This is a genomic window from Flavobacterium sp. AC267, assembly GCF_979258715.1.
On record NZ_OZ409875.1, the window covers coordinates 1,822,637 to 1,841,219 of the forward strand.

Sequence of the window (18,583 nt, forward strand, 5' to 3'; positions counted from 1 at the left end):
AAGTTCCTATATGTTATACATAAAACATGAAACAGAATAAACTTAAAACATGAAACAAATTTAAAATAAGACAAATTGGCATCCTTTATAAAAAGGTATGAACTTTGTTTCATTCGTTTGAGTCATTTTCAGACTTTAGACTTTCAAACTTTAAACTAAAAATATGAACTACGGTAAAGAATTCAAAAAATTTGCTACAAAGCACCAAGGGGTAAACGCAATGTATTACGATAAAATCGTTGCAGCTGATGAATCCAACTAATATGACTCCATATATTATCGAAGAACGTCAATTGAATATTTCGCAATTAGATGTGTTTTCTAGATTAATGATGGATAGAATTATCTTTTTAGGAACTGGTATCGACGATCAAATCGCAAATATCGTTCAGGCTCAGTTGTTGTTTTTAGAAAGCGCTGATGCATCAAAAGATATTCAAATTTATTTAAACTCTCCAGGAGGAAGTGTTTATGCAGGTTTAGGAATTTATGACACGATGCAGTACATCAAACCAGATGTTGCTACAATTTGTACAGGAATGGCGACTTCTATGGGAGCAGTTTTATTATGCGCAGGAGCAGAAGGAAAACGTTCGGCTCTTCCTCATTCACGCGTGATGATTCACCAGCCATCTGGAGGAGCACAAGGTGTTGCTACAGATATGGAAATCAATTTACGTGAAATGTTGAAATTGAAAGATGAATTATACAACATCATTTCACAGCATTCAGGACAGTCTTTCGAAAGAGTTCACAAAGACAGTGAGCGTGATTACTGGATGAAAGCTGACGAAGCAAAAGAATACGGAATGATTGATGAAGTATTAAGAAGAAGTTAAAAACTAGTTTAAAGTTTCAGTTTTCAGGTTGCTTTTGTTAACTTGAAAGTTGAAACTTCAAATTTGGAACAAAAATAAATAAGTTAAGAAGTTACTAAGTTTCTGAGGTTTTCGTTGAAAGTCTCAGAAACTTAGTAACTTTGCAAACTTAGTAACTAAAAAAGAATGGCTAAAGTAGTATTAGAATGTTCGTTTTGTGGAAGAAAGAAGCCAGAAACTAATTTATTGATTGCTGGAATCAATGCGCATATTTGTGATAAGTGTATTGAGCAGGCACACGGAATTGTATTAGAAGAATTAAAGTCTAGTGGAAGCGCAAAACTTGTTGGGGATTTAATTTTAAAGAAACCAAAAGAGATTAGAGCTTTCTTAGATCAATATGTTATTGGTCAAGACCAAACTAAAAAAGTAATGTCGGTTGCGGTTTACAATCACTACAAACGTTTAATGCAAGAAGCAATTGGACGACGAAGTAGAGATTGAAAAAAGTAACATCATTATGGTTGGTCAAACCGGAACTGGAAAAACATTAGTAGCCAAAACAATTGCGAAGATGTTAGACGTTCCTTTGGCAATTGTTGATGCAACTGTATTAACAGAAGCTGGTTATGTGGGAGAAGATGTTGAAAGTATCTTAACCCGTTTACTTCAAGTCGCTGATTACGATGTAGCCAAAGCAGAAAGAGGAATCGTATTTATAGATGAGATTGATAAAATTGCCCGCAAGAGTGATAATCCGTCAATAACGCGTGACGTTTCTGGAGAAGGTGTACAGCAGGCTTTATTGAAATTATTAGAAGGAACTGTTGTAAACGTACCGCCAAAAGGAGGACGTAAGCACCCAGATCAAAAATTTGTTGAGGTAAATACTCAGAATATCTTATTTATCGCTGGTGGAGCTTTTGATGGAGTAGAACGTATTATTTCAAAACGTTTAAACCGTCAGGCAGTTGGTTACTCAACTTCTAAAAATGTAGATAATATTGATAAGGACAATTTACTGCAATATATCATTCCAAAAGACATTAAAGATTTTGGTTTGATTCCAGAAATTATTGGTCGTTTACCAGTTTTAACGCACATGGATCCTTTGGATAAAGAAACACTTCGTGCCATTTTAACACAGCCTAAAAATGCATTAATAAAACAATATCAGAAATTATTTTTAATGGATGATGTTGAATTTACTATTACAGATGAAGCTTTAGATTTTATTGTTGATAAAGCATTAGAATACAAATTAGGTGCACGTGGATTACGTTCTTTATGTGAAGCAATCCTAACAGATGCAATGTATGAATTGCCAACTTCAGATGATACAACACTGACAATTGACAAAGAATACGCAGAGCATACTTTGAGTAAAAATTTATTGAAGCGTATGGAAATTGCTTCTTAAATCTTAATATCACTTTGTCAAAGTTTTAAGCTTTGACAAAGTTCAATTATAAACCTGTTCATTTATTTTGTTCAGGTTTTTTTTATACTTTTTCGTTATCATTTCCGTTTCAGAATTTATGTAAATTGTAAACATGAAAAATATGTTTTTTGTTATTGCTATGGCCTGGATTTTATCTTGTAATCAAAAAGAGGCTCAAGTTGTTATTTCTAAAAATGAAAATAGAAAAGAAGTTATACAAGATAATCGTGGAGTTGAAATTGATTACAGCCAATATTATAAAGAAGCAAAACAATACTGCAAGGCAAACAATTTGAATCAGAACAAATTTATACTGATTGATCTAGGATTACATTCTGGACTTAAGAGATTTTTTGTTTATGATTTAAAAAAGAATGTTGTTTCAAAATCCTATATAGTAAGTCATGGTTGTGGTGATAATCGATGGGGTGCGACTTCTTCAAAAGAGAATGTTCAAATAAGTAACGAATTCGATTCGCATTGTTCCTCTATTGGTAAATATGTGATTTTAAATCGTGGTGTAAGTCAGTGGGGAATAAAAGTTAATTATATTTTGCAGGGAAAAGACAAAACAAATTCTAATGCTCGAAACCGTGCCATTGTACTCCATTCTTGGGAAGCTGTTCCAAATACAGAAGTGTATCCTGAAGGAACACCAGAAGGCTGGGGTTGTCCGGCGGTTTCAAATGAAAGCATGAAAGAAATCGACGAGCTCCTAAAAACAAACAAAAAAGTTTTGATGTGGATTATTAAATCGTAAGCTTAGAAAGGTTTTTAGTTTTTATGAAAATGATAGTTCTCTCTTAGCCCTGATCGAAACGGCATCCTTTTGCTCTGGGGTTCAGAGCAAAAGATATAGTGTAGAGCAGGACAAAATGTTCTTTTGAAAACGAAAATAAGTCGCTCCTAAAAATTACTGCACTCTAAATTTTTCTCGATATTCAATTGGTTTCATTCCGACCATTTTATAAAACACTTTTCTAAAAGCTTTTGGATCGTTATAACCTGTTTTTTCGATAATTTCTGAAATAGAAAGCTGGGTTTGTTCCAAGTATTTTTTAGAGCTTTCGACTCTTATGTTTTGCAGGTATTCAATTGGCGGGATTCCTGTTACTTGTTTAAAACGGCGTGTCATGTTTCTGGCGCTTGTCGGAATATCTTTGGTGATTTCTTCGAGCTTTTCTATTGAATGATACTGACTTTCAATTTTTTGCTGTAACATGGCAACCAAAGTATCATTATGCAGATGATTAGGTCTAAAAGTGCTGAAATAACTCTGTTTGTATCGATTTAAATCTATCGAAAATATCTTGGCAATGTTGACAGCCATTTCATTTCCGCAGAATTTTTGAACCAATAAAATCAATAAATGAAATGTTGAGGTTGAACCGCCGCTGGTGTATAAACTTCCGTCGGCAGTTAAGGTTTCTTCTGGTTTTAGTTTTACCATCGGAAATGCTTTTGTAAAAGCACTACAAGCATCGACATGTGTAGTTGCTAATTTTTCGTTGAGCAGGCCAGAAGCGGCAAATAAAAATGCTCCCGTGCAAAAACTTGCCAATTCGGCTCCAGCCTGATGTTGTTTTTGCGACCACGGAATGAAATTTTTGTTCTTTTTAATCATTTCACTCATATTGTCAGTCGTGAATGCTGGAATTAAAATTAGATCTAAAATAATATCTGAGTTTTCAATTGTTTTGCTTTCATAACCAAATAAATTTCCCTGATCACTTTGTTCTTTCGATTGAAAAATCATGATATCGAATGGTTTTTCAGCTCCAGAACTGAGTTTATTTGTCGTTTCAAATACTTCTAAAATAGCCGCAATACTTAATAATTTATAGTCGTGAGGCACGATTAATCCTAATTTCTTGCTCATAATATTTCGTGTTTTTGAAATTTCATATTGAAACAAAAATAAACAATTTGTCTTAAATGCCCCTAAAAATGACTTTTATTGTCATTTTAAACTAATCTTAAAAAATTACATTTGTTTTAATTAATTTGTAATTTTATAAAGATGGAAACTAAAATATTCTTAAATCTTGCAGTAAAAGATTTAAATAAAGCAATATCATTTTTTACTGAATTGGGTTTTTCGTTTAACCCAAAGTTTACAAATGAGAAAGGAACTTGTTTGATAATTGGTAAAAATATAAACGTCATGCTTTTGGTTGAGGAGTTTTATAAAACATTTACCAATAAAGAAATTTGTAATACGGCTAAAGCTAGTGAAGTTCTTATTTCTATTTCAATGGAATCACGTGAAAAAGTAGATGAAATATTGGAGAAAGCAGTTAAAGCCGGCGGAACCGATTATATCGAACCAAAGGATTATGGATGGATGTATCAAAGAACTTTCTTAGATATAGACGGACATCATTGGGAAGTATTTTTTATGGATGAAAGTCAGATTCCAAATAATTAAAAGATGGTTTCGGTACAAACTATAATTAATGCGCCAATAGAGAGAGTTTGGGATTTGTGGACATTGCCTGAGCATATTATAAATTGGAATAACGCTTCTGCAGATTGGCACACGCCTTATGTGGAAAATAATTTGAAAACAGGAAGTAAGTTTAAATTTACCATGGCGCTTAAAGACGGAAGTGATGGTTTTGATTTTGAAGGTATTTATGCTAAAATCGAAAAATTGTCATTAATAGAATACAAACTTTTGGATGACAGAACGGCAAATGTTCATTTTGAAATTGAAGGGGATAATGTAAAACTTACGGAAACATTTGAACCCACAACAATAGAATTAGCTCAGGTGGAAGAGCAGTTTTGTGCTGCCATAATTCAGAATTTTAAAAACTACGTTGAAAATTTTAAAGAATAATTCAATTTATAAATTGTAAAACAAAATATAATGATCACAGTAAAAAATACCGTTAAAGCATCGCTTGAGAAAGTTTGGGAATTTTGGAATAAGCCAGAACATGTAAAAAAATGGAGTTTCGCATCTCCAGATTGGCACACTCCTTATGCAGAATCTGATTTAAGAGAAGGAGGGAAATTTAAATCGACTATGGTCGCAAAAGACGGAAGTATGAGTTTTGATTTTGAAGGCGAATTTACTTTGGTACAACCGAACAGCGCACTTGAATATGTTATGGCAGATGGCAGAAAGGTTGAAATCAAATTTACTGAAACTCCAGACGGTGTTGAAATCATAGAAAGTTTTGATCCAGAAACGCAAAATCCTGAAGATATGCGACGTGATGGCTGGCAGGCAATTTTGGATAATTTTAAAAATTACGCAGAAAACAATTAATTGTTTTTTGAGGTACAAAGGTTCAAAGGTTCAAAGGCTCAAAGTTATAAAGGCTCAAAGTTACAAAGGTTAAAGGTAAAATTACTTACTAGCATAATATCAAACCAAAAAACAAAAAAAATGACAAAACAAATATGGTTGAATCTTCCTGTAAAGGATGTAGCAAAAGCGAAAGATTTTTTCTGGGAAATTGGTTTTTCGTTCAACGAACAACATGACACTCCTAGCTCGACGTGCATGATTGTAGGCGAAGGACATTTTGTTGTGATGCTTTTTGAAGAGATGCTTTTTTCAAGTTTTTCTCAAAATAGTATTACCGATACTAAAGCGAGTTCAGAAGTTCTGATTTCGATTGATGCAGAAAATAGGGAGGAAGTAGACAAGTTAGCAGAAAAAGTTGAAGAAGCCGGCGGTACTATTTTTTCTCCTCCTGCAGAAAGCCAAGGATGGATGTACGGTTTTGGTTTTGCCGATTTAGACGGCCATCGTTGGAATGTTTTATTTATGGATTTTACTAAACTATCGTAATTATGGAAACATTAGAATTTAAAATTAGAATCAAAGCTTCGGCAGAAAAAGTATGGTCGGTTCTATGGAATGATGAAACCTACAGAAAATGGGCAGGAGTTTTTTATGAAGGATCATATGCTGTAAGTGATTGGAACGAAGGTGATAAAGTGCAATTTCTTGGGCCTGATGGCGGTGGAATGAATAGTATTATAGAAACTAAAATTCCAAACGAATACATCGCTTTTAAAAATGCAGGCGAAATCAAGGATTTTAAAGAACAGCCCCTCAACGAAGAATCAAAACAGTGGTTAGGGGCAATGGAAACCTATCGATTAATTCAGGATGATGAATTTATAGACTTAATTTGTCAGGTTGATGTGGTCGAACAACATTTGGATTATTTTAAAAATGCGTTTCCAAAAGCCTTGGAAATAGTAAAAGAATTATCCGAGAAGTAAAGCAGACATACAATTAACAATTAACAATTAACAAAGAACATCATGGCGACAGTAAACCCTTATTTAATGTTTAACGGAACGTGCGAAGAAGCATTTCTGTTTTACAAATCAGTTTTTGGTGGAGAATTTCCATACATGGGAAGATATAAAGACGCACCGGCAGAAGAAGGCGAACAACTTTCTGAGGAAGCTCAAAATAGAATCATGCACGTATCACTCCCAATTGGAAACACCATTTTAATGGGAAGTGACAGTCATCCAAGATATGGAGATGTTGGTTTTGGCGATAATTTTTCCATTTCAATCAATACAGAAAGTAGAGAAGAAGCTGATAAAATTTTTACTGGACTTTCTGCTGGAGGAAAGGTAGAAATGGCGATGAATGATACTTTCTGGGGATCTTACTTCGGTATGTTTAAAGACAAATTTGGAGTAAATTGGATGGTGAGTTTTGATAAAAATCAGCCATCAGGAGAATTTTAAAGTTAGGTAATTTTAATAGTAGAACATAATTGTTAAATTACTTGTAAAAGCACATGAAAATGTGCTTTTACGTTTCAAAAAAACAATGATTATTCTTTTTTATCAACGAGAGATTGTCGATTTTTGTCGCTTCAAAATCAATAAAAGGAAAAATGGCGATAGAAGATAAAGAGATAATTTTATTAAAAGTTTCAGGACACGATAAAATTGGGGTTACAGCAGGTTTAACGGCTGTATTAGTCGCTTATGATGCTAATATTTTGGATATAGGCCAAGCCGATATTCATGATACACTGTCACTTGGAATTTTATTCGAGATTGAAGCGGGATCTTCCTCTGGACCTGTTTTAAAAGACCTTTTGTTTAAAGCGTATGAATTGGAAATCAAAGTCAAATTTATTCCAATCTCTATAGATGATTACGAAAAGTGGGTAAAATCACAATCGAAACAGCGTTATATTATAAATATTTTGGGCGAAAAACTGGCGCTGTCACAATTGGCAGCGGTAACCAAAATAATGTCAGATCAAAACCTGAATATCGATTCAATCATCAGATTAACAGGAAGAACTTCTATTGTCGAAAAAGAACAATATCCACGTTCTTGTATTCAATTGTCTGTAACAGGCGAAATTGTAAACAAGATCATCATGACGGCAAGTTTCATGGAAATTTCAAGAACACTTAACGTCGATATTTCTTTCCAAGAAGATAATATTTACAGAAGAAACCGCCGTCTGGTTTGTTTCGATATGGATTCAACTTTAATCCAAACCGAAGTAATCGACGAGCTGGCAGAACTTAATGGAGTAGGAGAACAAGTAAGAGCCATTACAGAATCGGCAATGAATGGCGAAATTGATTTCAACGAAAGTTTCAAGCGCGTATGGCATTGTTAGAAGGCTTAAGCGAAGAAGTTTTACAAAACGTTGCTGTAAATTTACCAATAACACAAGGCGCTCATCGTTTAATGAAAGCCCTAAAATACTACGGCTACAAAACGGCAATCCTTTCTGGAGGATTTACTTATTTTGGAGAATATCTTCAAAAAGAATTAGGAATAGATTACGTTCATGCCAATCAATTAGAAATAAAAGACGGAAAACTAACTGGTAAATATATCGGTGATATTGTTGACGGTCAGAAAAAAGCCGAATTCTTAAAAGCAATTGCAGAAAAAGAAGGAATCCACATTAACCAAACTATTGCGGTTGGAGACGGTGCAAACGACTTACCTATGCTAAATTTAGCGGGTCTTGGAATTGCTTTTCACGCCAAACCAAAAGTAAAAGAAAGTGCCTCAACTTCCATTTCAAGTTTAGGACTTGATGGTGTTTTATACCTTTTAGGATATCACGATCGATATATTGATATGATGTAATAAACGTTTGTCACCCTGAGCGAAGTCGAAGGGCATTCGTGTCGAAAATGGCTTCGACTTCGCTCAGCCTGACAATCAAAACAAAATAAAAAACCTTAGTTCATCATTTGAATTAAGGTTTTTTTATGGGCATATCCCGCCAGAAAAAGGCGGGTCGGGCTATCCGTTTCAATCTTTTGTGCCGAACCCCGGCACAAAAGGATTTCCACTTCTATCCCTTATGCGATTTAGTGGAATTAGCATTTTAAAAGTTCTTCAAATTAATAAAGAAAAAATACATTAGAATTATTTGAATAGCTTCCAGCTTTAGCTGGAGGAATAAATAGTAGAGCATCTAAAGGCTTTAGCCAAATTATTTAGCAATGTAGTATTCGGCTAAAGCCATTGAGTAAATCAATTTTTCTACCACTAGCTAAAGCTAGTGGCAATTCAGTAGAAAGTTGTAATTCTGAGGAACGAAGAATCACACAGGAAATTCGGCAGTCAAAATTATTCTCTCGACTCCAACTCTTTTTTCATTTCCTTCAAAGTATTCATATTCAAAATAAAAATAGGAAGCAAAGCAATCGGAATAACATTAGAAGCACTAAAGCCTTTATTAGCGACAAGAAATATATTAAGGCCAAATAAAAGAAGCAATACAACTCCAAAAAGGTAAGTCACTGTTTTTAATGATTTTTGAGTCTTGATTAATTCCTCATTACTCATTTCGCTAAAATTCTTTTTCATTTTAGTTTGGTACAAATTATACTTTAATAGATTGCATTTCCTTCAACTGCTCCAAATAATCTCTCTGATTCGAAAGTCTCGGAATCTTATGCTGTCCTCCCAATTTATCACGTTCCTTTAACCAGTCGTAAAATAAGTTCTCACGCGCTACATTAATCACCAGCGGATTTAAAGTCATATTATTATAGCGTTTTGCTTCGTAATCAGAATTTAAAGTCTGTAAAGTTTCATCAAGGACTTTTTGGAAAAGACCAACATCAGCAGGTCTTTTCTTGAACTCGATCATCCATTCGTGCGCGCCTTTTTCTTTGTCCTGCATAAAAATAGGGGCAACCGTATAATCGATTACTTCGGTTTGAGTAATCTGGCAGGCTTTTGCAATTGCCTGATCGGTATTTTCAACCATTAATTCTTCGCCAAAAACATTTATATGATGTTTCGTTCTTCCAGTAACTCTAATTCTATAAGGGTTTAAAGAAGTAAAACGAACCGTATCGCCAATCAAATAACGCCACAAGCCAGAATTCGTAGTAATAACAATCGCGTAGTTTTTATTCAATTCAACATCGGCCAAACGAATTACTTTTTGATTCGGAGTTCCAAAAGTATCCATTGGAATAAATTCATAGAAAATTCCGTAATCCAGCATCAGCAATAAATCGCTTGAATTATTCAAATCCTGAATCGCAAAGAAGCCTTCAGAGGCATTGTAAATTTCGTAGTATTTAAAATCTTTACTCGGTAAAATTTTCTTGTATTGCTCTTTGTACGGAGAAAAACTCACACCGCCATGAAAGTAAACTTCAAGATTCGGCCAGATTTCTAATAAACTCTGCTTTCCTGTGTTTTCTAAAACCTTATTCATTAAAACCAGCATCCAGGAAGGAACTCCCGCAAAACTGGTTACATTTTCATGTTTAGTTTCATTAATAATCGCGCCCATTTTAGTTTCCCATTCGCTCATTAACGAAGTTTTACTGCTTGGTGTACTGCTGAATTCGGCCCAAATTGGCATATTTTCAATCAAAATTGCCGATAAATCCCCAAAGAAAGTATTGTTGTTTTCGTAAATCTGAGAGCTTCCGCCCAAACGAAGACTTTTTCCTAAAAACAGCTCAGAATCTTCATTATTGTTCAAGTAAAGGCATAAAAGATCTTTACTACCTTTGTAGTGGCAATCTTCCAGCGCCTCCGTACTAACGGGAATAAATTTACTTTTTGCGTTTGTTGTACCGCTTGATTTAGCAAACCATTTAATAGGAGTTTCCCAAAAAACGTTTTGTTCGCCTAAACGCGTGCGTTCAATCAGTGGTCGCAGTTCTTCATAAGTTGCAATTGGAACTCTTTCTGCAAAGGTTTGATAGGAGTTAATACTCGAAAATTCATATTGTTTTCCAATAACAGTATTTTCAGATGCCGTCAATAAGTTGTGCAGTAATTCTTCTTGAACTTCATTTGGATATTTTAAAAAAAGTTCTATTTGATGAATCCTTTGTTTAAGAACCCAAGATGCAAACGAATTGATTATAGATAGTGGCATGAATTTGTTTTTAAGATTGCTGATTTTAGGTTTTTAAATTCTACAAACATTGTAAAAACAAAAAACTTAAAATTTGAATATCGAGAGACAAATAGTAACTTTGTCCTCATATCAAAAATAGTATTTTTTTGTAAAAAACAATCCGATTTCTAGTAAAGATTCTACATAGTAAGTAGAATTTTAACACTAAAAATTTTAATTCTTTTTGATAAATCTAAATCAGCAATAAAAATAAAAAGCGAATGCAATATCAAGGTGTCCTGACAAAAATGCAAACTGAATTGGGAAGTCCAATTCAATATTATTTGGTTTTCGAAGATAGTTTTCTACATATGAATCAATTATTAGATAAAGAGATCGAAATTAATTTTATTGGCTGTCAGTGTTTGAATTGCAGTAAAAAGAAAAAAATATACCGACAAGGGTTCTGCTACGATTGTTTCTATTCAAGTCCAGCAGTGGGCGATTGGATCATGAGACCAGAATTAAGTACAGCACATTTAGGAATTGCAGACCGAGATTTAGATTATGAGTCAAAAGCACAATTACAGCCACACGTAGTATATCTAGCATTATCAAGTGAAATTAAAGTTGGAGTTACACGTAAAACGCAGGTGCCTACAAGATGGATTGATCAAGGTGCTACACAGGCAATTTCAATTGTTGAGGTTCCAAATAGATATTTGGCTGGTATTACGGAGGTAGCCTTGAAAGATTATTATGCAGATAAAACCAATTGGCGAAAAAATGCCGCAATGTACAGCAGAAGGATGTGATTTAATTTTAGAAAAATCAAAAGTTGAGAATTTGATTCCTGCTGAGGTCAAAGATTATTTTTACAGCCAAAAAAACGATGTTTACGAACTAAATTATCCTGTTTTAAGTTATCCAGCAAAAGTTAATAGTTTGAATTTGGATAAAACGCCTTCGTTCAGCTGCAAATTAACTGGAATTAAAGGGCAGTATTTACTATTTGAAAACGGCACAGTCTTTAATATTCGCGGTTCAGAAGGATATGTGGTATCTATAAACGTCTAGTGTAATTGACTGCTCGTCTAGTATTATAACAAAATCGTCTAGTAATTGTTAATGAAAATCATAATTTTTGTATTTTTAATCTCGTTTTCAGATTAAATGATGTGAATTATAAAAGATTTCTTTACAATTTTGTAATGTTGCCTTATTCAAAGAATTTAATTTTAGAAAATAATTAGTGTAGATTTGAAATAGTTCCATACCAAACTATTAGAGTCAAATCTAAAGCTTTTTTAATCCTAAATATTAATTATTGAATGAGTAACTTAAAAAAAGTTAACATTGTCAGGCGAAGCCTTATGCGTACTTTAACTAAGAATATTGGCAGTGCCGGTAACAGTAAAGGCGGAAAAATAGATACGACAAAAATTAAAAAAGTCTTAATCTGCAGACCAAACGGACGATTGGGCAATATGCTTTTAATTACGCCACTGGTTCAAGAAGTGAGTAAAACTTTTCCCGAATGCAAAATTGATGTGTTCGTAAAAGGAATGGTAGCACCAATTGTTTTTGAGAAATATACTGACATTGACAAAATAATTCATCTTCCCAAAAAACCTTTTAAAGAATTAATAAAGTACTTTAAAGTTTGGACTTTAATTAAAGCACAGAATTATGATCTAGTAATTAATGTAGATCAAAATTCATCTTCGGGCAGATTGGTGACTCAATTTTCGAGTGCGAAATACAAATTTTTTGGAGATCTTCCAGAAAATATTCAATTGAACTTTGACGATTACAATCATATTGCAAAATACCCAGTTTATAATTTTAGGTATTTTTTAAGCCAGTTTGGTTTAGAAGATAAGAAAGAGCCTGTTGCACTAATTGATTTAAAATTATCTCAAGAAGAAATTGCAAACGGAAAAAAAATAGTTGACGATATTGTCGATGCAGACAAAAAGACCATTGCGATTTTTACCTTTGCAACTGGCGAAAAATGCTATAATCCTACTTGGTGGGAACCGTTTTATTCTGAATTAAAAAAAGAATTTCCAAATTATAATATTTTGGAAGTTTTACCAGTTGAAAATGTTTCTCAAATCAATTTTCAAGCGCCATCTTTTTACAGTAAGGATGTTCGAGAGATCGGTTCAGTATTAGCAAATGTAGATGTTTTTATAGGTGCAGACAGCGGAATTATGCATTTGTCCAGTGCTTCAAAAGCACCAACTCTAGGTTTGTTTTCTGGCGCTAATATCAAAAAATATGAGCCTTACGGAAACGGAAGTAAAGGTTTAGATACAAACATTCTAGAAATTGCAGATTTTATAAAAGAAATAAAAACAATTCTAGAAAAGTAACATTGAGTTGAAATAAAAAAAGAAATCCTGTTCCAAGATAAAATCTAGAACAGGATTTTTTTATGATAAGAAAATACAGATTACTTCTTTTTCTTGAATAAACCATTCAGTAAATCACTTGCTTTTTTAGTCGCTTCTTGAGTTTTCTGCTCTTTTTCTGTTTTGGCGAACCTGCGTTGTGTCTTTCGCTTTAGTATTCTTATTGATTAAGTCTGTAAGCGCCGCAGTTCCTTTTTGCGTTAATTTTTCTTTCTGCTGGTTAACCAATTGTGTAGTTAAACTGTTTACAGCCGTTTTCATATCTGTACTGATTTTAGGACTTGAAAAGTTTCCAGTTAAAGACGCATTAATTGGAATATTATCCAGTTTTGCGAAGATCTGCAGGAGACATTTTGGCAATTAAGGCATTCGCTTCAGTTCCTAGATATTTGGCAGGGACATCAAATTTTAGGCTATAATTCATAGTTTGATCAAAACCGTGGGTTCCGCCAACTGTTACTTTAATATCCTGATATTTTATATCAAAAGGTTTTATGTTTACTTTTCCATTGTCAAAAGTTAATGCGACTTTGATATCATTTAAATTTACTTTGTTCAAATCAATAAACTTAACGTTTGAACTTAACGCATTTAGCAAAGTAGAATTGCTGGAATTTACGGTAGTTGAAAGTAATTGACCAATTAAATCCCCAGAAATTGATTTTAAATCGGGAGTCAATTCTTTAGCATCTAAATTTCCTTTTAACTTAATAGTAGAATTTAATTTACCGTTGATAATTCCGGCAATTGGTGCAATTTTTTTCATCATATCCAATTGCGTGAAAGTCTGTGCAATATCAACTTGATTAAATCCAAGATTCATATCAAAAGTCGGCACCTTTTCTTTGGTAGAAACAGCTCCGTTAAGACCTATAGACCCTCCGAAAATATTTGTTTTAAAGTTTTCCAAAGTTGCTTTTTCATCTTTGATAAGCAACTTTCCAGAAACATCTTTTAGTTTTAAATTGTCATACAAAACTGTGGTTGCTTTTGCATTTAAAGTACAATTCAAGAAAGCTGGAATTTTCATTGCTTCTGCTGGTTTTGCAGGAGTTTTGGTTTCTGTTTTTGCAGGTTCTCCAGAAGTCATAAAATCATCAACAGCTAATTGATTCGAACTCATATTGAAGTTTCCTCTCAGTTCTTGTTTCTTAAACATAAAACCATAGAAATTCTCTAAGACTCCGTTGATAGCAATATCACTTTTTCCAGTTGTAGCATTAAACTGTTTTAGGTTAATTGTGCTCGGATTAAATTCAACCAACGCCGTGCTGATGTTCATAGATTTATTGTTTTCATCAGTATATTTAAATCCTGATAAACTCATTGTTCCAGCATTTTTAATGTTTTGATATTGACTTTTTTCTACAGAAGCCATGTCAAAATTAGTTGTAACATCAGCCTTTAAAATACCTGCCAGCGGCTTTATCCATTTTAATTGGATATGCTTTTGAAAGATTCGCCAAGTTAATTGTTCCTTTCAAAGCAAGCATCAACAATCGGGTTTACGGTTATGTTTTTAATATTCGCTTTAGCGTTAAAAATATCCTGATCAATTCTGAAAGATAATTTATCTAAATTGACATAAGTATCATTTAGAATTCCAGTATCGTTGATAATTTTGGTATCAATTACAATATTCTGAACCGATTTAGGAAGGTTTGGATATTGGAATGAAGCATTATTTGAGGCGATTTTAATATTGAATTTCGGAACAGTGGTTTCTGTTAATTCACCTTTAGCAAAACCATCTACTGTAAAATCTCCAGTAGTTTTTACGCCGTCTAAGCTGGAAGCATACGCTGAAGGAATTAAACCTAAAAAGTTTGTAAAAGATGAAGTAGGCGTTTTAAACTTCAAATCGTAAATCTGTTTGTTTTCAGCCATTTGAATAAAACCATCAAACTCTAATGGCAATTGGTTAATTAAAGCTTTATTCTCTTTAAAAGTATATTTGCTTTTTTCCAAATCAATTCCAAGAACGGCGTCTAAAGTAAGTTTTACATTTTTCATGTAATTCATTTTATCCATGTCCAATGAAACTTTCGCAGTAGTTTTTGTATTCAAATCTAATTTTGAATTGGTAAAATCTCCAGTTCCTTCGTGGTTTAAACTGTCTATTACCATTTTAATTTTTGAACCTTGATCGATATATCTAAAAGTAAAATTCTCGATTTTATAATTTTGAATTTTCAAAGAAAGCGGTTTACCTGCTTCGTCTTTTTTGTCTTCTTTTTTATCTTTTAAAGCAATGTCAAAGTTTCCAACGCCGTCTTTATTAAAAATAATATTTACCAGTCCGTTTGTAGAACTAATTCCTTGAATGTTTAAAGGTTCCTCTTTTCCTTTGAAAAGCTCTTTAATACTCATTTTTAAATTCAATTCGCCAAGCGAAACTAAAGTATCACCTTCAAAAGGCGCTTTGTTGATAATAACTAGTTTTTCAATTCCCACCGTTGCGTTTGGAAAATTTTTGAATAAACTTAAGTCAGCATCTTTAAAACTTACTTTGGCATCAACGCTTTCGTTAATCGCATCAGCAATTTTGGCTTTAATTTGATCTTTAAAGAAATACGGAATGGCAAATAATGCGACAACAAATACCACAATGACTATGGCAGTTATTTTTAAAACTTTCTTTAACATATAAATAGATTTGAGGGTTTAACTTATTAAAATCGACTCCTGCAAAAATAGTTTTTTTTAGCAGAGTGACATATAAAGTTTTCTTAAATTGTAAGAATTTTACTTAAATAGTAAATAAAAAAATCCGTTTGATATAGTTTCAAACGGATTTTAAATATGCTTTATTTCATTTACTTCTGAATAAACGAAACGATCTTGTCTACAAGTGTTTCTGAGAGCGGAAGAGTTTCGTTGTTGTAACTGGCTAAATTGGCATCTCTGTCACCTTCAACTATTTTTAAAACGTGGTTCATTTTGTCAATTATCACCATTTCAGCAGACTTTATTGGCTTGCGATAGATTTTCAGCATCTTTAACAGAAACCTGTATGTCATTAGTTCCCTGCAGAATTAATATAGGAATAGTGAGTTTCTTTATTTCTTCCTGCGGATTGTATTTGAACCAAGAAATTAAGTAAGGCTGAACACTGGGTCTGAAAAGAGAAATCAACATTGGATCTACTTTTTTTACCGTAAATCCATTTTTCAAACTGTCGATTATTGGGAAGGTCATGTCATTAAGCTGTTTCATTGAGCGGGCACCAATCTGCGTTTTGATGATTTTATCTGCAGAATCTCCTGCGCCTGCAATCGAAACAAACTTATCTGCTTTTACAGCGGCAATCATTCCTATTAATGAACCTTCGCTGTGACCAATTACGATTACTTTTGAAAAACGCTTGTCTTGTCTTAAAAAATTAATCCAGCTTTTAGCATCTTGAATGTAATTTTCAAATACTAAACTGCTTTCAGATGCTCCTCCGGCAGGTTTGCTTTCGCCAATTCCTCTTTTATCAAATCGTAATGATGCAATTCCGTTTTTTGCTAAATCTTCTGCCAGCATTTTCAGCGAATTGTTTTTCATCATTGGATTATTTCCATTTCTATCCGTTGGTCCAGAACCAGCAATGATTAAAGCGACAGGATATTTTTTGGTTAAATCTGGAGTCGTGAGCGTACCAAATATTTGATCGTTGTTTATTTTAAGAACCGCTGGAGCTTCTTTAAAAGTAATTTCTTTTTTGTTTTGGGCATTTAAAGCGCTCAAAAATAAAACCGTTAAAAAAAGGATTATCTTATTCATCTTAAATAAATTAATAAATGTTGATTCCGTAAGGCATCATAGCCTGTATTCCTTTTTGTTTCTGAAATTTCTTTACCTGTTCGATAAGAAGATAATTTTCCTCTCCGATTTCTTCTTTAATAAAAGCTTCTTTAGATTTTGCAAAAGGCATACTAGAAAGAAGATCATTAAAAGATTTTTCGTATTCAGGATAATTCTGCGTACCGTAATTTTTTATTTTAGCAATTTTAGCAGACTTCAGCAATTGCAAGCATTCAATCCGCCAATTTTATCTACTAAACCTAATTTTAAAGCCTCTGTTCCCGACCAAACGCGACCTTGTGCAATTGCATCAACTTGTTCAAAAGTCATTTTACGCCCTTCTGCAACATGAGTTACAAAAGTGTTGTAAATTTTTTCTACTCCTTCTAAAGTAAAAGCTTTGAACTTTTCATCAACTGGTACAAACGGACTATAATTAGCCGAATTTTCATGGGTTTTTACCTGCTCAGAATTGATACCCAATTTATTGGCAAGAGGAGTAAAGTTAGGCAGTACTCCAAAAACACCAATAGATCCTGTAATAGTATTATTTTCAGCAAATATTTTATTGGCGTTGCAGGCAATATAATAACCGCCCGAAGCAAGATAATTTCCCATAGAAACAACAACTGGTTTTACTTTTTTAGTAATTTCAATTTCTCTCCAGATTAAATCAGAAGTAAGGGCGCTTCCGCCTGGGCTGTCAATCCTTAAAACAATAGCTTTAACATCGTCATTTTTTCTAGCTTCCTGCAAAGAACGGCGCATGGATCCCTCTCCAATAGTATTTACATCGCCTTCGCCGCTTCCAATTTCGCCTTGAGCGTAAATAATAGCAATTTGATCCGCGACAGTATTTGCTAAGGCAGTTGTGGTATTATTTTTTGTATAATCTAGAATTGAAATTTTGTTGTAATCCTCGTCTTGATCTACTTTTAAAGCTTTTCTGATGGCATTATGGTACACATCTTCATAAGCAATAATATCTACCAAATGCTGTTCTTTTGCCATTTCTGGAGTTCTGGCTAAAAGACCGTTTGCAATTTCGTTTAATTTTGGCGCTGGAATATTTCTGCTTTTTGAAATATCGGCAGAAACTGTAGACCAGATTGAATTTAAAAGTGCAGTAATTTGTTCTCTGTTAGCATCACTCATGCTGTTTTGTAAAAAAGGCTCAACGGCACTTTTGTATTTTCCGTGACGAATCACCTCCATGTGAATGCCTGATTTTTCTTGAAAATCCTTGAAGAACATTACTTCAGAAGATAGTCCTTTAAAATCTAAATCTCCTGTAGGATTTATATAAATCGTGTTAGCAACAGAGGTTAAATAATATTCTTTCTGCGAATATGTATTGGCGTAGGCCCAAACAAATTTCCCTGATTTTTTAAAACTTTCCAGAGCATTTCTCAAATCTTTGTATTGTGCAAGACCCAACGAAGATTCGTCATTTAAGATCGATATTCCTTTGATATTATCGTCTGTTTTTGCAACTTCGATTGCATTAATAACATCTGTTAAACCAATTCCTTTTTTATCTGAAAAGGCGGTTACCCACGGATCTTTATATTTACCGGCATAATCATCTTTGATTTCCTTTAGATTAAATTCAATAACCGAATCAGATTTAACCGAAACTTTATCGTCTCCGCCAAAAAGGGCGACGATAAAAACGGCTCCAAAAAAGAAAAGCATAATAAATACAAAAATACCAATTACGGTGGCAAGTACATTTCCTAAAAACTTCATATGTATATTTTTTTAATAAGTAGCGAAAAA

Annotated in this window: 13 protein-coding genes and 6 pseudogenes; 12 read left to right on the top strand and 7 right to left on the bottom strand. The window is 33.3% G+C overall.

Annotation, left to right across the window (positions count from 1 at the left end; genetic code table 11):
• Positions 1-163 precede the first annotated feature (163 nt).
• The 3 genes and pseudogenes from clpP (at position 164) to ACZZ95_RS09380 (ending at position 3,019) form a co-directional block, all read left to right on the top strand.
• Positions 164-839, top strand: a pseudogene (gene clpP / locus ACZZ95_RS09370) (ATP-dependent Clp endopeptidase proteolytic subunit ClpP).
• Positions 840-1,004: 165 nt separating this feature from the next.
• Positions 1,005-2,238: pseudogene (clpX, locus tag ACZZ95_RS09375) on the top strand (ATP-dependent Clp protease ATP-binding subunit ClpX).
• Between the two features lie 133 nt (positions 2,239-2,371).
• On the top strand, positions 2,372-3,019 hold the full coding sequence (locus tag ACZZ95_RS09380) for a murein L,D-transpeptidase catalytic domain-containing protein (protein WP_463468832.1): 648 nt from the start codon (positions 2,372-2,374) through the stop codon (positions 3,017-3,019).
• 153 nt (positions 3,020-3,172) lie between these two features.
• On the opposite strand, the gene ACZZ95_RS09385 is transcribed toward ACZZ95_RS09380, so the two are convergent.
• A complete protein-coding gene (locus ACZZ95_RS09385) occupies positions 3,173-4,138 on the bottom strand; it encodes a GlxA family transcriptional regulator (protein ID WP_463468833.1) in 966 nt (321 codons plus the stop codon).
• A gap of 141 nt (positions 4,139-4,279) precedes the next feature.
• Here ACZZ95_RS09385 and ACZZ95_RS09390 point away from each other — a divergent pair, with 141 nt between their 5' ends.
• The 7 genes and pseudogenes from ACZZ95_RS09390 (at position 4,280) to serB (ending at position 8,368) form a co-directional block, all read left to right on the top strand.
• On the top strand, positions 4,280-4,687 hold the full coding sequence (locus ACZZ95_RS09390; protein ID WP_463468834.1) for a VOC family protein: 408 nt from the start codon (positions 4,280-4,282) through the stop codon (positions 4,685-4,687).
• A gap of 3 nt (positions 4,688-4,690) precedes the next feature.
• Complete coding sequence (locus ACZZ95_RS09395) at positions 4,691-5,101, top strand: SRPBCC domain-containing protein (RefSeq protein WP_463468835.1); 411 nt, start codon at positions 4,691-4,693, stop codon at positions 5,099-5,101.
• 30 nt (positions 5,102-5,131) lie between these two features.
• Positions 5,132-5,536 carry an SRPBCC family protein gene (locus tag ACZZ95_RS09400; RefSeq protein WP_463468836.1) on the top strand — a complete coding sequence of 135 codons (405 nt, stop codon included), beginning with the start codon at positions 5,132-5,134 and terminating at the stop codon, positions 5,534-5,536.
• Positions 5,537-5,656: 120 nt separating this feature from the next.
• Positions 5,657-6,064: a VOC family protein gene (locus ACZZ95_RS09405; RefSeq protein ID WP_463468837.1), complete on the top strand. Its 408-nt coding sequence runs from the start codon at positions 5,657-5,659 to the stop codon at positions 6,062-6,064.
• A 2-nt stretch (positions 6,065-6,066) separates the two neighbouring features.
• Positions 6,067-6,504 carry an SRPBCC family protein gene (locus ACZZ95_RS09410; protein WP_463468838.1) on the top strand — a complete coding sequence of 146 codons (438 nt, stop codon included), beginning with the start codon at positions 6,067-6,069 and terminating at the stop codon, positions 6,502-6,504.
• A 42-nt stretch (positions 6,505-6,546) separates the two neighbouring features.
• On the top strand, positions 6,547-6,987 hold the full coding sequence (locus ACZZ95_RS09415) for a VOC family protein (protein WP_463468839.1): 441 nt from the start codon (positions 6,547-6,549) through the stop codon (positions 6,985-6,987).
• A 152-nt stretch (positions 6,988-7,139) separates the two neighbouring features.
• Positions 7,140-8,368 (top strand): annotated as a pseudogene (serB, locus tag ACZZ95_RS09420) (phosphoserine phosphatase SerB).
• A gap of 489 nt (positions 8,369-8,857) precedes the next feature.
• On the opposite strand, the gene ACZZ95_RS09425 reads toward serB, so the two are convergent.
• Together ACZZ95_RS09425 and ACZZ95_RS09430 are read right to left on the bottom strand one after the other, a co-directional pair.
• Entirely contained in the window at positions 8,858-9,097 is a 240-nt protein-coding gene (locus ACZZ95_RS09425) for a redox-active disulfide protein 2 (RefSeq protein WP_095953407.1), read from the bottom strand.
• Positions 9,098-9,113: 16 nt separating this feature from the next.
• The gene (locus ACZZ95_RS09430) at positions 9,114-10,637 is read right to left on the bottom strand and encodes a GH3 auxin-responsive promoter family protein (protein WP_463468840.1); all 1,524 of its coding nucleotides are present in this window, start codon (positions 10,635-10,637) and stop codon (positions 9,114-9,116) included.
• A 242-nt stretch (positions 10,638-10,879) separates the two neighbouring features.
• Here ACZZ95_RS09430 and ACZZ95_RS09435 point away from each other — a divergent pair.
• Positions 10,880-11,675 (top strand): annotated as a pseudogene (locus ACZZ95_RS09435) (DUF2797 domain-containing protein).
• A 296-nt stretch (positions 11,676-11,971) separates the two neighbouring features.
• Positions 11,972-12,976, top strand: coding sequence for a glycosyltransferase family 9 protein (locus tag ACZZ95_RS09440; RefSeq protein ID WP_463468841.1), 1,005 nt, complete (start codon positions 11,972-11,974; stop codon positions 12,974-12,976).
• Positions 12,977-13,056: 80 nt separating this feature from the next.
• On the opposite strand, the pseudogene ACZZ95_RS09445 reads toward ACZZ95_RS09440, so the two are convergent.
• The 4 genes and pseudogenes from ACZZ95_RS09445 to sppA all read right to left on the bottom strand — a co-directional run bounded on the left by ACZZ95_RS09445 (position 13,057) and on the right by sppA (position 18,553).
• Positions 13,057-15,661: pseudogene (locus ACZZ95_RS09445) on the bottom strand (AsmA family protein).
• Between the two features lie 170 nt (positions 15,662-15,831).
• Entirely contained in the window at positions 15,832-15,972 is a 141-nt protein-coding gene (locus ACZZ95_RS09450; RefSeq protein ID WP_463468842.1) for a hypothetical protein, read from the bottom strand.
• A gap of 1 nt (position 15,973) precedes the next feature.
• Positions 15,974-16,783 carry an alpha/beta hydrolase gene (locus ACZZ95_RS09455; RefSeq protein ID WP_463468843.1) on the bottom strand — a complete coding sequence of 270 codons (810 nt, stop codon included), beginning with the start codon at positions 16,781-16,783 and terminating at the stop codon, positions 15,974-15,976.
• A 10-nt stretch (positions 16,784-16,793) separates the two neighbouring features.
• Positions 16,794-18,553, bottom strand: a pseudogene (gene sppA / locus ACZZ95_RS09460) (signal peptide peptidase SppA).
• Positions 18,554-18,583 lie beyond the last annotated feature (30 nt).

Bases quoted from the DNA above. Each gene is read 5' to 3' on its own strand.
- ACZZ95_RS09380 (WP_463468832.1), top strand. From the start codon at position 2,372: ATGAAAAATATGTTTTTTGTTATTGCTATGGCCTGGATTTTATCTTGT.
- ACZZ95_RS09385 (WP_463468833.1), bottom strand. From the start codon at position 4,138: ATGAGCAAGAAATTAGGATTAATCGTGCCTCACGACTATAAATTATTA.
- ACZZ95_RS09390 (WP_463468834.1), top strand. From the start codon at position 4,280: ATGGAAACTAAAATATTCTTAAATCTTGCAGTAAAAGATTTAAATAAA.
- ACZZ95_RS09395 (WP_463468835.1), top strand. From the start codon at position 4,691: ATGGTTTCGGTACAAACTATAATTAATGCGCCAATAGAGAGAGTTTGG.
- ACZZ95_RS09400 (WP_463468836.1), top strand. From the start codon at position 5,132: ATGATCACAGTAAAAAATACCGTTAAAGCATCGCTTGAGAAAGTTTGG.
- ACZZ95_RS09405 (WP_463468837.1), top strand. From the start codon at position 5,657: ATGACAAAACAAATATGGTTGAATCTTCCTGTAAAGGATGTAGCAAAA.
- ACZZ95_RS09410 (WP_463468838.1), top strand. From the start codon at position 6,067: ATGGAAACATTAGAATTTAAAATTAGAATCAAAGCTTCGGCAGAAAAA.
- ACZZ95_RS09415 (WP_463468839.1), top strand. From the start codon at position 6,547: ATGGCGACAGTAAACCCTTATTTAATGTTTAACGGAACGTGCGAAGAA.
- ACZZ95_RS09425 (WP_095953407.1), bottom strand. From the start codon at position 9,097: ATGAAAAAGAATTTTAGCGAAATGAGTAATGAGGAATTAATCAAGACT.
- ACZZ95_RS09430 (WP_463468840.1), bottom strand. From the start codon at position 10,637: ATGCCACTATCTATAATCAATTCGTTTGCATCTTGGGTTCTTAAACAA.
- ACZZ95_RS09440 (WP_463468841.1), top strand. From the start codon at position 11,972: ATGCGTACTTTAACTAAGAATATTGGCAGTGCCGGTAACAGTAAAGGC.
- ACZZ95_RS09450 (WP_463468842.1), bottom strand. From the start codon at position 15,972: ATGGTGATAATTGACAAAATGAACCACGTTTTAAAAATAGTTGAAGGT.
- ACZZ95_RS09455 (WP_463468843.1), bottom strand. From the start codon at position 16,783: ATGAATAAGATAATCCTTTTTTTAACGGTTTTATTTTTGAGCGCTTTA.